This window comes from Streptomyces sp. NPDC058000, assembly GCF_042886435.1.
GTDB lineage: Bacteria > Actinomycetota > Actinomycetes > Streptomycetales > Streptomycetaceae > Streptomyces.
In genome coordinates, this window is the sequence record NZ_JBHVQS010000001.1 from 491805 (window position 1) to 505654 (window position 13850).

Annotated in this window: 11 protein-coding genes and 1 pseudogene; 7 read left to right on the forward strand and 5 right to left on the reverse strand. The window is 70.1% G+C overall.

The genetic code is table 11. The features are described from left to right. Window positions 1–249: 249 nt before the first annotated feature. Entirely contained in the window at window positions 250–1251 is a 1002-nt protein-coding gene (locus ACFVT2_RS02335) for a potassium channel family protein (RefSeq protein ID WP_390011235.1), read from the reverse strand. A gap of 564 nt (window positions 1252–1815) precedes the next feature. Here ACFVT2_RS02335 and ACFVT2_RS02340 point away from each other — a divergent pair. The 5 genes and pseudogenes from ACFVT2_RS02340 to ACFVT2_RS02360 all read left to right on the forward strand — a co-directional run bounded on the left by ACFVT2_RS02340 (window position 1816) and on the right by ACFVT2_RS02360 (window position 6282). Then, entirely contained in the window at window positions 1816–2286 is a 471-nt protein-coding gene (locus ACFVT2_RS02340; protein WP_390011024.1) for a hypothetical protein, read from the forward strand. A 385-nt stretch (window positions 2287–2671) separates the two neighbouring features. Then, window positions 2672–3412: pseudogene (locus tag ACFVT2_RS02345) on the forward strand (potassium channel family protein); the annotation flags it as partial. Window positions 3413–3519: 107 nt separating this feature from the next. After that, complete coding sequence (locus ACFVT2_RS02350; RefSeq protein ID WP_390011025.1) at window positions 3520–4497, forward strand: NAD(P)H-quinone oxidoreductase; 978 nt, start codon at window positions 3520–3522, stop codon at window positions 4495–4497. A 195-nt stretch (window positions 4498–4692) separates the two neighbouring features. Beyond that, window positions 4693–5508 carry a hypothetical protein gene (locus ACFVT2_RS02355; protein ID WP_390011026.1) on the forward strand — a complete coding sequence of 272 codons (816 nt, stop codon included), beginning with the start codon at window positions 4693–4695 and terminating at the stop codon, window positions 5506–5508. A gap of 213 nt (window positions 5509–5721) precedes the next feature. Then, the gene (locus ACFVT2_RS02360; protein WP_390011028.1) at window positions 5722–6282 is read left to right on the forward strand and encodes a bacterial proteasome activator family protein; all 561 of its coding nucleotides are present in this window, start codon (window positions 5722–5724) and stop codon (window positions 6280–6282) included. Between the two features lie 85 nt (window positions 6283–6367). On the opposite strand, the gene ACFVT2_RS02365 is transcribed toward ACFVT2_RS02360, so the two are convergent. Continuing rightward, complete coding sequence (locus ACFVT2_RS02365) at window positions 6368–8023, reverse strand: protein kinase (RefSeq protein WP_390011030.1); 1656 nt, start codon at window positions 8021–8023, stop codon at window positions 6368–6370. 313 nt (window positions 8024–8336) lie between these two features. Here ACFVT2_RS02365 and ACFVT2_RS02370 point away from each other — a divergent pair, with 313 nt between their 5' ends. Further along, window positions 8337–9977: a protein kinase gene (locus tag ACFVT2_RS02370; RefSeq protein ID WP_390011032.1), complete on the forward strand. Its 1641-nt coding sequence runs from the start codon at window positions 8337–8339 to the stop codon at window positions 9975–9977. Window positions 9978–10006: 29 nt separating this feature from the next. Here ACFVT2_RS02370 and ACFVT2_RS02375 read toward each other — a convergent pair whose 3' ends face one another. The 3 genes from ACFVT2_RS02375 to ACFVT2_RS02385 form a co-directional block, all read right to left on the reverse strand. Then, on the reverse strand, window positions 10007–11050 hold the full coding sequence (locus ACFVT2_RS02375; RefSeq protein ID WP_390011033.1) for a phosphotransferase: 1044 nt from the start codon (window positions 11048–11050) through the stop codon (window positions 10007–10009). 52 nt (window positions 11051–11102) lie between these two features. Next, a complete protein-coding gene (locus tag ACFVT2_RS02380) occupies window positions 11103–11519 on the reverse strand; it encodes a pyridoxamine 5'-phosphate oxidase family protein (protein WP_390011035.1) in 417 nt (138 codons plus the stop codon). A 127-nt stretch (window positions 11520–11646) separates the two neighbouring features. Beyond that, window positions 11647–12306, reverse strand: a complete 660-nt coding sequence (locus ACFVT2_RS02385) for a response regulator (RefSeq protein WP_390011036.1) — start codon at window positions 12304–12306, stop codon at window positions 11647–11649. Window positions 12307–12631: 325 nt separating this feature from the next. Here ACFVT2_RS02385 and pdhA point away from each other — a divergent pair, with 325 nt between their 5' ends. Then, window positions 12632–13849: a pyruvate dehydrogenase (acetyl-transferring) E1 component subunit alpha gene (gene pdhA / locus ACFVT2_RS02390; protein WP_390011038.1), complete on the forward strand. Its 1218-nt coding sequence runs from the start codon at window positions 12632–12634 to the stop codon at window positions 13847–13849. Window position 13850 lies beyond the last annotated feature (1 nt).

The window sequence follows — 13850 nt, forward strand, 5'->3', positions numbered from 1 at the left end:
GTGGCACGCGAGGTTCCCGAGGCCCGTTCCCACCGGGTGTAGTGCCCCGTCGCACCCCGCAGGCACCGATACGGCAGGTCGCCCGCCGGCTGCTGATGGCCCTGCCGGTGCTCGTCGCGACGGCCTTCATCGCCTGGATCGACCGCGAGCGGTACCACCACAACACCGGGGCCCGCTCGACCTGCTCGACTGCTTCTCCTACGCCACCGTCGCGCCGGAGTCGGCACTTCGCCGAACGGACCACGAGCGTCAGGCTTCCGGTTCGTCGGCCGCTGCTCGCTGAATGGTGATGATCCGGTCCGTGACCTGGAGCTTCGCGGCTTCCGGCTCGGTGTAGTCCAGCATCCTGCCCCCTCGCAGGACGGCCACGACCAGATCACCGCACTCGCGGGGAGACCGCCCCGCCTCGGATTTCGTCACCGGACGTTCGGTGAGGTCCAGGCCGCTGCCGTAGGTCATCAGGCGTTCCAGGACCGCACCCGCGCTGGGGCTGGCCATCGCCACACCGAGCAGCCGGCCCGCAGAGCTGGAACTCGTGATGACGGCGTCGGCTCCGCTCTGCTTCAGCAGGGGAAGGTTCTCGTCCTCCCTGACGGCCACCACGATGGAGGCGTGCTTGTTGAGCTGGCGCGCGGTAAGCGTCACCAAGGCGGCGGTCTCGTCTCGGTGGGTGGCGACGACCACCTTCGAGGCCCGGTGCAGCTCGGCCCTGCGCAGCGCGTCGGAACGAGTCGCGTCCCCGACGACGCCCACCAGGCCGTCATTGCTCGCGGCGTCCACCGTCTGCTTCTTGGGATCGACCACAACGATCCTCTGCTTCGAGACGCCCTGGCCCACCAACGTCCGGACGGCATGCCGGCCCTTCGTGCCGTACCCGATGACAACGACGTGATCCCGCATGCGCGACCGCCAGCGATGAACCCGTACCTGGTGCCGGGTGCGTTCGGTCAGCACCTCCAGCGTGGTGCCGACCAAGATGATCAGGAACAGCACGCGCAGCGGGGTGATGACGAAGATGTTGGCCAGTCGCGCACCATCGCTGACCGGGGTGATGTCCCCGTAACCCGTGGTCGAAAGGGTCACGGTCGCGTAGTACGCCGAGTCGAGGAGCCCAACGGTGCCGCCGGCGTTGTCGTGGTACCCCGCGCGGTCGATCCACACGATGAACGTCGTGAGTGCCAGCACCACGAGGGCCATGACAAGTCGGCGGAGGACTTGTTGAAGCGGCGGCCGCACGCCTTGCACGGGCATGACGATGGACCGGCCGTCTTCGGCGTCCTCCTCGGCCTGGGTGCGTGAACGCGACCAGAGGGAACGGAGGATGGAGACCTTTCCGATGTCCGGACGCGGCGGCTCCTCGTCCTTCATCGGGTCGGCCCCTCGTGTCCGGCTTGCGCTGTGGGTGCGTGCTGCATACCGCAATCCTCGGGGATCCCGGCTGCCTTTGTGCCGGATGGCCGATCACCGCGCCCCTGGTGTCGACTCGTCGTGCTGCCCGTGGGCGTCGTCGTCTTGCTGTCCACCGCGGGCCCCTGGCTCTCCCGGTGGTTCGGGCTTCCCGGCCGGCGAGATTCAGGGGAGTCGGTACCGGCATGCCGTCCGATACCGCACGGGGTGCACGAGCGGGGTCCCGACGGGGCGACCTGTGCCCGCGCAGTCTGTGTCGGTGGTCCGGCGGGTCAGCCGTTCGGCGGATGCCTGATCGCGGGCGGCCTCACGCGTTGTCATTGTGGACGAGGTACCCCGTGGCCGACAGCTCGTCGGTACACACGAGCTGTTCGACTTGGACGGAGGCGCGTAATGGAGATCAGGCTCGTGGACGAGCACTTCATGAAGGCCCGATGGGACGACATCGAGTCGACACTGCGCCATACGTTTCACGACTCGCAGTTCAACGATGACGGGTACACGGTCGACAACCCCGTGGACTTCACACTCTCCGCGATCGAGGGTGGGCTGGGCCACGGCGTCAAGCACCTGGTGGCGCTCGACGACGCAGGGCAGTTGGTGGGCGGTTTCTTCTGCATCCCGACGGAACGGAAAGAAGGCCAGGAGGCCACTGACCTCGGCTGGTTCTTCGTCGTTCCGGAAGTCGATCGCGACACCCGGCGGGAGATAGTCGACACCTTTCTGGAGCGGGTTTTCCGCATGCTGCGCGACGTAGGGTTCAAGCGGATCGAGTCGAACATGGGAACCCCGGCCGGCGGCAAGTCACTCGGCCGACGCTACGGCTTCGTGCACGCCCCCACCCCCGAGTGGTCGAATCGTTGGCTCCGAGAGCTGTGACGCGCCCGGCTCCCTGGGCACCGGAGGCAACCGGCGCCAGCCACAACGTCCCAGCCCTGTAAAGCGGTTGTCCTCTGGGGGTACTCGGTGCGCGTGCTGGTGTGCGGGCACCGTCCGCCAGGCCGCGGCCCGGCCAGGCCCGGGACTCCACGAACGACCGGTTGTCCTTCTCCTGCTCATCGCGGCTCTTGATGTCGCGCCCGGTCACGGGACGGAAGGCGGGCTTGGGCTCGGCGTTCTCGGTACCGTCGTTCTCAGCAGCGGCGGACCCCTCGTCGTTCTCGAACGACAGACGGACCGGACCGGCCTGGTTCTGCCCTTTGAGAGCGCGCCAACCAGCCGGCTGCGCAAGCTCGTTGTCCACGGGCTCAGGTCACTTTCGCCAAAATGCTGGAGAAACGCCTTGCGCGACCACACCGTCATCGTCGGCTTCGGAACGAAGGGCCGGTCCGCCGTCCAGACCCTGTGTGCCACGGGCCTGTCGCGGGACCGGGTCGTCATCGTCGACCCCAGCAGCAAGGTCATCGAATCGGCGGTGTCCGAAGGGTTCGCGGGCGTGGTCGGCGATGCGACGCGCAGCGACGTCCTGCTGCGGGCCGAGATCCAGCGCGCGCACCAGATCGTCATCGCCACCCAGCGCGATGACACCGCAGTCCTGGTCTCGTTGACCGCCCGTCAGCTCAACAAGCGCGCCAACATCGTCGCCGCGGTGCGCGAGGAGGAGAACGCGCCGCTGCTGCGGCAGTCCGGTGCCGACGCGGTGATCACCTCGGCCAGTGCGGCCGGCCGGCTGCTGGGGCTCTCGGTGCACAGCCCCAGCGCGGGCGCCGTCATGGAGGACCTGATCCAGCAGGGCAGCGGCCTGGACCTGGTGGAGCGGCCGGTGGTCAAGGCCGAGGTCGGCAAGTCCGTCCGGGAGACCGGCGACCTGGTGGTTTCCGTCCTGCGCGGGCACCGGCTCCTGGGGTACGACGACCCGGAGGCGAGCCCGCTACAGACCGCGGACCGTCTGATCACCATCGTGCGTGCCGCCCCGGCGGAGGAGCCCGCCGTCCCCGGGAAGCCGTCCGCCAAGCCGACGTTGCCCGGCACCGCGGTCTCCCCCATGCGTCCGGCGGACGAGTGACGGACCGTGGGACGGGGCGCCGGGGACCGGAGCCGGGGCCGTGACCTGTAGCGGGACCGCGCCCCGCCCTTTCGCCCCGTGGCCGGTCGGCGAGTAGCCTCGCGCCCATGCGAGCGATCACTATCCCCGAGCCCGGTGGCCCCGAAGCCCTCGTCTGGGCCGAAGTGCCCGATCCGCAGCCCGCCGAGGGCGAGGTCCTGATCGAGGTCGCGGCCAGCGCCGTGAACCGCGCCGACCTGCTCCAGCGCCAGGGCTTCTACGACCCGCCGCCCGGCGCCTCCCCGTACCCCGGTCTGGAGTGCTCGGGGCGGATCGCGGCGATCGGCCCCGGCGTGCACGGCTGGGCGGTCGGCGACGAGGTGTGCGCGCTGTTGTCGGGCGGCGGGTACGCCGAGAAGGTCGCCGTCCCGGCCGGTCAGGTGCTGCCGCTGCCGCCCGGCGTCGACCTCGTCACGGCCGCCGCGCTCCCCGAAGTCGCCTGCACCGTCTGGTCGAACGTCTTCATGATCGCGCACCTGCGGCCCGGTGAGACCCTGCTGGTCCACGGCGGTGCCAGCGGTATCGGCACCATGGCGATCCAGCTCGCCAAGGCGGTCGGGGCGCGGGTGGCGGTCACCGCGGGTGGTCCCGAAAAGCTGGCCCGCTGCGCCGAGTTGGGCGCCGACATCCTCATCGACTACCGCGAGCAGGACTTCGTCCAGGAGATCCGCAAGGCCACCGACGGCAAGGGTGCGGACGTCATCCTCGACATCATCGGCGCCAAGTACCTCCAGCGGAACGTCAAGGCGCTGGCGGTCGCCGGCCGGCTGGCGATCATCGGGCTGCAGGGCGGGGTGAAGGCAGAGCTCAACCTCGCCGCGCTGATCTCCAAACGCGCCGCGATCACCGGCACGGGTCTGCGGGCCCGTCCGGTCAGCGAGAAGTCGGCCATCGTCGCGGCCGTCCGGGAACACGTCTGGCCGCTGATCGGCAACGGCCAGGTCCGCCCGATCGTCGATCAGGCCCTGCCGATGGCGGAGGCCGCCGAGGCGCACCGCATCCTGGATTCCGGCAGCCACGTGGGCAAGGTCGTCCTGACGGTCTGAGCCGGCCGGCCCATGGCCTTCGGGGCCCCGAGCGCCCCTCGCCCCTCCCCGTGTCGGCAGGTCACCCGGCCGATCTGCCCGAGATGCCGCGGTCTACCCGCTGTGTGACGCTGGGCACGTCACTCGACGGCTCGGCACGGGAGGGGCACCGTGGTCGCTCCAGGATTCCGTACGCGCATTGCCTCAAGTCTTTTGGTGGTCGCCGCCGCCCTGCCCGTCTCCCTGATGACAGCCGGCCCCGCGCTGGCCGCGGACCAGCAGGCCAGCCCGGCCGCCCGTCCCGATGAGCCGCTGGACGACTTCGCGGCGGATCCCCTGCTGACCGGAGAGCGTCTGGGGGAGCTGTACCCCGGCCGCCCCGGCACCCTGGACCTGTCGGACTTTCCCAGCGCCGACGACTTCCGGGACCTCCCGGACACCTTCCTGGGCCTCTCCGGCACCTTGCCGGGCTTCCCGCACCACCTCGGCGGGCCGTTCATCCACGGGCTGCGGCAACACCACCGGCATCACCCGTTCGGCCCCGGCTTCCCCTGGAGCCCGGACCCCGCTCCGGACCTCGGCGACGGTGCCCTGGACGACTCCGCGGACGCGGACGTGGACGTGGATGTGCCCGAGCCGTCCGAGCCGTCCGACCCTCCTAGCGCCCCAGGCCCCGCCCCTGCCCCCGTACAGCGGCCGCCCAGCCGGCCCACGCCGGCGCCGCACCACCGCGCTCCCGCGGCCTCATCGGCCCCCAGCCCCCTCGCGACCGATGAGCCACCGCGGCCCCCTTCGCGTCCACGCGACCTCGCCGGCGCACCCGCCCCGACTCCCGACCGGCCGGCGTCGTCACCTGCCCCGGCCCCGGCACCGGCCCCGGACAACGCCGTGGCCGGTCCGGAACCGGCAGCAAGCCCGTACGCGCTCGATGCCCCGGGGGCCCGGGTCGAACGGGTTCTGCCGATGGGCGCCGGGATGGCGCTCACGGGCTTGGGGCTCGCCTTCCTCGGACTCCGGCTGCGGCGCCGCTGAGGCCCTGTTTCACGTGAAACGACGGAGCGTGTTTCACGTGAAACGGTCCGCGCCTCGTGGTTTCACGCTCCGTGGTTTCACGTGAAACGTACGGTGAAGGGGCGGAGCGAAAGCCGATGCCTACCCGACGGCAATCCGCCGTGGCAGGAAGGGTGGATCACTTTCTGCCAGGGGCACCACCGTTCTACATCTGTCGTACGAGAGAATGGCGGCATGGATATGCCGATGAACGAACGGTCGCAGGAGAACCAGCACGTCTTGGTCGTCGGCCCGGACGGCATGGCGCTCGGCAGCGCCGGCTTCGGTGGCGGGGACGAGGGCCAGGAGCCCCGTGAGATTCCGGTGACGGACATGGTCGAGCAGCCTGCGAAGGTCATGCGCATCGGCAGCATGATCAAGCAGCTGCTGGAAGAGGTGAAGGCCGCTCCCCTCGACGAGGCGAGCCGGGTGCGCCTCAAGGAGATCCACGCCAGCTCGGTCAAGGAGCTGGAGGACGGACTGGCACCCGAGCTGGTCGAGGAGCTGGAGCGGCTCTCGCTGCCCTTCACCGACGAGTCGGTGCCGACCGAGGCCGAGCTGCGGATCGCCCAGGCCCAGCTGGTCGGCTGGTTGGAGGGCCTCTTCCACGGCATTCAGACTGCGCTCTTCGCCCAGCAGATGGCCGCCCGCGCCCAACTTGAGCAGATGCGCCGTGCACTGCCGCCCGGTATCGCGGCGGAAGGCCACCAGGAGCAGCCCGGCAGCGGCGGCGCCCGCTCGGGCCCGTACCTCTGATCCCCGCGCCCGGGGCCCACAACAGCCGGAGGGGCCGGCACGCAGCTCGCGTGCCGGCCCCTCCGCTGTCAGGGTGTCGCTGCCGTCAGCTGCTGCGACCCGTCGAGATGGTCAGCTCGATGGTGTCGTTGCTGCGGGGGTCCCAGTAGCTGATGCCCGCCGGGGTCTGGTCCGTGACGGTGTTCTTGCCCCAGAGCCCGTCGTTCTCTTCCTTGACCACCTTGTACTTCCAGCCGGCGGCCTTGATGCACTCCTCGACCGACTCCAGGTTCTTGTACTTGAACGAGGGGAAGAGGATCTTGCCCTTCTGCGCGTAGCTCGGCGTCGGGTTGGTGCACTCGGTGGTCTGGACCGTCGCCGTCTTGTCCTCGGGGCGGACGCTGCTGGTGGGCGACGGGGAGTACGAGTACGAGTACGCGGACGTCGGGTTGTCCGTGCTGCCGCCGCTGTCACTGGAACCGGCGCTCAGGCCGATGCCGACCGCTATCGCGGTGACCACGACCACGCCCACCACCGCCGAAACAATGATCACCCCACTGTTGTTCTTCCGGGGGCGCGCCGGCGGCATCGAGCCCGTCACCGGCGGGGGCGGACCGGGGAACGGCGGCGGCGGGGCCTGGAAGCCGCCGGCGAACGGTGCGGGCGTCGGGGCCGGTGCGGGCGTCGGGTAGGCGTTGTTCACCGGCGGCGGTGTCGACGGGCCGAAAGCGGCCTGCGTCGGCTGGTACGGCTGCTGGACGCTCGGCGGCACCGGCGTGTGCGGGTTGCCGGCGGCGGTGGGGAACACCGCGGAGGACACCGAAGCGCCGCTGGTGCGGGCCCGCGGTCCCTCGCTGATGATCAGCGGCGTCGCCCCGGACTGCCCGGAGCCGGCGATCCGCAGGCACTCGTCCCGCATCGCCTCGGCGGTGGGGAACCGTTCGTTGGGGTTCTTCTTCAACGCCCGGGCCACCAGCGCGTCCACCGCCGGCGGCAGCGAGCGGTTGATGCTCGACGGGACCGGCGGCTCTTCCTGGACGTGGGCGTAGGCGATGGCCAGCGGCGAGTCCGCGTCGAACGGCAGCTGACCGGTCAGCAGCTCGAAGAGCATGATGCCGACCGAGTACAGGTCGGAGCGGGCGTCCACGGCGCGGCCCAGCGCCTGCTCGGGCGAGAGGTACTGCGGAGTGCCCACGACCATGCCGGTCTGCGTCATCGAGGTCACGCCGGACTGCATGGCGCGGGCGATACCGAAGTCCATGACCTTGACGACATTGCGCTTGGTCATCATGACGTTGCCCGGCTTGATGTCCCGGTGGACCAGGCTCATCTCGTGGCTCGCCTCCAGGGCGGCGAGCACGTCGGCGGTGATTTTCAGCGCCTTTTCCGTCGGCATCGCGCCGTGCTGGGCGATGTCGCCGTCCAGCACGGAACGCAGCGGCTGGCCGGAGACGTACTCCATGATGATGTACGGCACCATGCCGCCGTCGAGCTCGTCCTCGCCGGAGTCGAAGACCGAGACGATGTTGGTGTGCGTGAGCTTCGCCACTGACTGCGCCTCGCGCCGGAAGCGCTCGCGGAACGCCTGCTCGCGGCCGAGTTCGGTGTGCAGGGTCTTGATCGCGACCTCGCGGTCCAGCACGCTGTCGTAGGCGAGGTGTACGGAGGCCATGCCACCGGCGCCGAGAAGATCACGAAGCTGGTAACGTCCACCGCCGACCGAACGGCCCTCGAATTGGCCTTGAGCGCCGTCCTGGCTCATCGTCCTGCTTCCCCCTAGGCGCACTGCCCGTATGTCTAGCGATCAAAATCTGGAATTCCGCAGCCAAGTCTGCCCCAGGCCGCGGACACGTCAAGCTGTGTGCCCGTTCCGTGACCAGATGTGCAAGATCCGGGCACGATCACGAGGGGTTTCAGGCTTCCGGTCATCCCTGGTGAACTTGCCACACTTGGGATGCGAAGGGTTTGATGGCCGGTCCACGACGGACCGGTGGGTGCCGCGGAACCTGTAGCGTGCTCTAGCGAAGACCGAGACCTTACCGCTGTAATGCGGATCGATTCGACGGCGAGGACCGATGGCACCGACGCAGCGCCCCCAAGGGCCGTCCGATCCTGACGCCACCGGCCCCAACGTCTCGGACGCACCGGAGCTGTGGGGTAACGGCGGGCTGGTCGGCGACGGCCGCTACCGGCTGACGCACCGGCTGGGCCGCGGCGGCATGGCGGAGGTGTTCGCGGCCGAGGACGTACGCCTGGGCCGTACCGTCGCCGTGAAGCTGCTGCGTGCCGACCTCGCCGAGGACCCGGTGTCCAAGGCCCGCTTCACGCGCGAGGCACAGTCCGTGGCCGGACTGAACCACCACGCGGTCGTCGCCGTGTACGACTCCGGCGAGGACTTCGTCGGCGGCAGCACCGTGCCGTACATCGTGATGGAGCTGGTCGAGGGCCACACCATCCGCGACCTGCTGCTCAACGCCGATGCGCCGCCGCCGGACCAGGCGCTGATCATCGTCTCCGGGGTGCTGGAGGCGCTGGCCTACAGCCACCAGCACGGCATCGTGCACCGTGACATCAAGCCCGCGAACGTGATCATCACCAACAGCGGCGCCGTGAAGGTGATGGACTTCGGCATCGCCCGGGCCCTGCACGGGGCGCAGTCGACCATGACCCAGACCGGCATGGTCATGGGCACCCCGCAGTACCTCTCCCCGGAGCAGGCGCTCGGCAAGACCGTCGACACCCGCTCCGACCTCTACGCCACCGGCTGCCTGCTGTACGAACTCCTCGCGCAGCGGCCGCCGTTCACCGGTGAGACCCCGCTCTCGGTCGTCTACCAGCACGTCCAGGACATGCCGGTGGCACCCTCCCAGGTCGCCGACGCGGTGCCGCCGGAGCTGGACGGCCTGGTCATGCGGTCGCTGGCCAAGGACCCCGACGACCGTTTCCAGAGCGCCGAGGAGATGCGCGGCCTGGTCCAGTACTCGTTGCAGATGCTGCACGAGCAGGGCGGCCACACCGGCACCTGGAACACCGGCCCGGTCGCGATGCCCGACGGCGGTCACACCATGGCCCTCCGCGGCGGGGCCGCCGAGACCACCGCGCTGTCCCACGCCGACTCCGGCAGGACCACGGCGCAGCCGATCCTGACGCCCGGGATGCGGGACGACGACGGCGGTTTCGAGGGCGGGTACCGCCAGGCCAAGGGCGGCCGCGGAAAGATCTGGCTGATCGCGGTCCTCGCGCTGATCGCCATCGCGGTGGGCGTGGCCTTCGCGGTGCAGAACACCAAGAGTGGCGGGCACACGCCCACGACGCCGGTCACCCAGTCCCCGCAGCCGTCGCAGTCGGACCAGACCACCGAGCCGCCGACGGACGAGCAGACCACCCCGGAGACCTACCCGGGCGGCACCAGCGGCGGCGGGAACACCTACACCCACCGGCCGAGCCGCCAGCCCAGCACCCCGCCGTCGTCCGCGCCGCCGAGCTCGGAGCCGCCGACCAGCACCACCGGCGGGACGACCCACGGTGGCACGACCAACGGCGGCACCACCACCGGCGGAACGACGGACGGTGGCACCACCAACGGCGGCACCAACAACGGTGGCACCACGGACGGTGGCACCACCAACGGCGGGACCACCAACGGTGGTACGAACACCGGCGGCACCCCCGGCACCACTGCCGGCTCGCCCCTGGGCGGGGCGACCGGCGGCTGACGGACGGCCGGGCTGACGCCTCGCGTGCGTCAGCCCGTGAACGCCCGCCGCACGGCCGGGAATTCGCGGGTCCACCACACCGCCAGCGCGGCCGCCGCGGGGAACTGCGGATCGGTGCGCCGGTCGCCGAGCCGGTAGCGCCAGGTGAGCATCCAGAAGTCGTTCAGCCGCTCCCACCAGACCCGGTGCACGGCCGCGGCCAGCTCGTCGGCACCGGCCCCGCACACACTGCGGTAGGCGCCGGCGTACGCGGCGACCTTCGCCAGGTCCAGCGTGCCGCAGGGGCGGACGAAGAAGATCGCGGCGGCGCGTACCGCCTCCTCGGCGCGGGGCTGGACGCCCAGCCGGTCCCAGTCGACGATCGCGGCCGGTTCGGTGCCGCGGTAGAGCACGTTCAGCGGGTGGAAGTCGCCGTGCACCCAGCCCGCCGGGGGCTCCGCGCCGGGAGCCGGGCGGCGGTGCGCCTGCCGCTCCAGCAGGGCCCGGCGCTCCAGGAGGCGGTGCTCGGCGAGCTCGTCGAAGCTGGTGCGGGGCCGGGCGCCGCGGGCCAGTGCCAGCAGCTCGTCGATGGTCTCGAAGGTCCGCTCGGGGTCGGCGGCGGCGTCCGTGCCGGGCGGCCGTGGCGGCGCCGGCTGGTCGGCCATGACCTGCTCCAGCGTGGTGTGGACCAGCCCGAGCAGGGCGCCGAGCCGGCGCGACTGACCGACGGTCAGCACCGTGCCGCCCAGGTGCCGGCCCTCCTTCCAGGGGTGCAGGGCGTAGTAGCGGCCGTCCAGGACGGTGAAGGTCCTGCCGTCCGTGCCCGTCACGGGCGGGACGACGGGCAGGCCGAGTCCGGCCAGCCGGCGGGTGGCCAGGTGCTGGCGGGTGAGGGTGGCACGGTCGCCGTCGAGGTGGTGTTTGAGGAAGTAGCGGCCGCGGGTGGTGGCGAGGAAGTAGCCGTGGTTGAGCAGCCCCTCGGCGACGGGCTCGCAGGACAGCGGCGCCCCGGCGCCGTCGTAGTGGCGCAGCAGGGATCCGAGGGTGTCGCGGGCGGGCGTCGCCGCCGACCGGACTACAGATGAGCGCAGCACGCGCCAGATGTTAGATCAACATCGCCCAGTGGAGTGGGTGTCCCGGAAAGCCTTACAGAGGGTGTGCATATCCGAAGACCGGGACGTCGGTGAGGTGATGCAGCGTCACGAATTCCGGTTCGATCCGCAGGAAGACCGCATCGTACGGGAGCCCATCGGCCAACCGCGGTGTGCGGCCGAACAGTTCCCGCTCGGCCGGGGTGGGCTCGATGACCCGGGCGGTGCCGGTGAACTGCACGGACCAGGTGTCGCGTGCGCCGCTGTTGACGTTGTCGGCCTCGTACGCGACGACGCTGCCGTCCAGCGCCCGGTGGTACTCGTAGCCGCGGTGCAGCCGCAGGATCAGGCGGCCGTCGACGACGATGTGCCGGGTGACGGTGGTGAAGGGGAGTGCCCGCCGGCTGGCCGACACCCGGCCGTAGGGGGTACTGCTCAGCAGCTCGATGGCGCGGAAGACGTCGGTGGGCATGGTCTCACCCTGCCCGTGCGGTGTGGTGGTGGGTAGGGGCGGCAGCCCCCGGTCGGCGGGACGTTGGTCCCTTTCTCCGGCCACGGAATCACCGCGTCCGTGGTCGTGGCCGGAGTTCTTCGCCTGGTCAGCGCCGTTCGGCCTGCATGCGTGCGACATAGGCGGCGGCCTGGGAGCGGCGTTCCATACCGAGCTTGGAAAGCAGGCTGGAAACGTAATTCTTGATCGTTTTCTCGGCGAGGTGGAGTCGTTCACCGATTACGCGATTGGTCAGTCCCTCGCCGATCAGATCGAGGATCTTGCGCTCCTGCTCGGTGAGGTTCGCCAGCCGGTCGTCGCCCTTTGCGGCATTGCCGTCGCGGAGTCGTTCCAGGACGCGGGCGGTGGCCACCGGGTCGAGCAGCGACTTTCCGGCCGCCACGTCGCGGACCGCGGAGAGGAGTTCGCTGCCGCGGATGGCCTTGAGGACATAACCGGACGCACCGGCCATGATCGCATCGAAGAGGGCCTCGTCATCGGCGAACGAGGTGAGCATCAGGCAGGAGATGTCCTCGTTCTGGGAGCGGATCTCGCGGCAGACCTCGACACCGCTGCCGTCCGGGAGCCGGACGTCGAGCACGGCCACGTCCGGACGCGTCGCCGGGATCCTGACCAGCGCATCAGCCGCGGTTCCGGCCTCGCCGACCACCTCGATGTCTGCCTCGACCGACAGCATTTCGTGGACGCCCCGCCGGACCACTTCGTGGTCATCGAGCAGGAAAACCGTGATTTTTCCGTCTTCACGCACATCCCCAGTCTCACACACCAACTCTTCCCGTGCTCCAGGTCACCGATATAACGTGCCGTTGTCCCGGCGGCCTGCAACGCTGTGACCAGGAGTTGTTCCCAGCCTTCGGGTTTTACTTGGAAATCCAAGCAAAATCGCAGGTCAGCGCCATTTCCACTTCGGCTTTGACAATGGGTAACGTGCAATGAGCAGGCCACTCCGGGGCGCTTTGTTCCACCCGGATCCGGCCGCGTTCGCACACACCCCGTGCGCCGTATCGGATACCGGGTGAGCCGCAAACGGCCACCGGCGGACCCCGGGGGCCGGACAGACGGAGGAGCAGCACGTGACCGTGGAAGGCACTGCCGAGCGGAAAACCGCCCGCGGCGGCAGCAAGCGCACCACCGCCAAAAAGACGACGCCGGTGAAAAAGGCGTCGGAGTCCAGGGCCAGGAACAGCGCCGGGCCGGACCAGGCGGAGCAGGACCAGCTCGTACAACTGCTGACCCCGGAAGGGGAGCGGGTCGAGCACCCGGATTACGCGATCGACCTCTCTCCCGAGGAACTGCGCGGTCTGTACCGCGACATGGTGCTGACCCGGCGGTTCGACGCCGAGGCGACCACCCTCCAGCGCCAGGGAGAGCTGGGCCTGTGGGCCTCGCTGCTGGGCCAGGAAGCCGCCCAGATCGGCTCGGGCCGCGCGCTGCGCGACGACGACTACGTCTTCCCCACCTACCGGGAGCACGGCGTGGCCTGGTGCCGCGGCGTCGACCCGACGAACCTGTTGGGGATGTTCCGTGGCGTCAACCACGGCGGTTGGGACCCCAACACCAACAACTTCCACCTCTACACCATCGTCATCGGTTCGCAGACGCTGCACGCGACCGGCTATGCGATGGGTGTGCAGAAGGACGGCGCGGATTCCGCGGTCATCGCGTATTTCGGTGACGGCGCCTCCAGCCAGGGCGATGTCGCCGAATCCTTCACCTTCTCCGCGGTCTACAACGCACCGGTCGTCTTCTTCTGCCAGAACAACCAGTGGGCGATTTCCGAGCCCACCGAGAAGCAGACCCGGGTGCCCCTCTACCAGCGCGCCCAGGGCTTCGGCTTCCCCGGCGTCCGGGTCGACGGCAACGACGTACTGGCCTGCCTGGCGGTGACCAAGGCGGCCCTGGAGCGGGCGCGCACCGGCCAAGGCCCCATGCTCATCGAGGCGTTCACCTACCGGATGGGCGCCCACACCACCTCCGACGACCCGACGCGGTACCGCGCCGACGAGGAGACGCTGGCCTGGGAGGCCAAGGACCCGATCCTGCGGCTCCGGAAGTACCTGGAGGCTTCGGGCTTCGTCGACGACGCCTACCTCGCCGCGATCGACGAGGAGAGCGAGACCCTGGGCAAGCGGGTCCGCGACGTCGTACGGGCGATGCCCGACCCGGACCACATGGCGATCTTCGAGAACGTCTATGCCGACGGGCACGCGCTCGTCGATGAGGAGCGCGCGCAGTTCGCCGCCTACCAGGCGTCGTTCGCCGACGCCGATGCCGCCGCGGAGGGGAACTGAC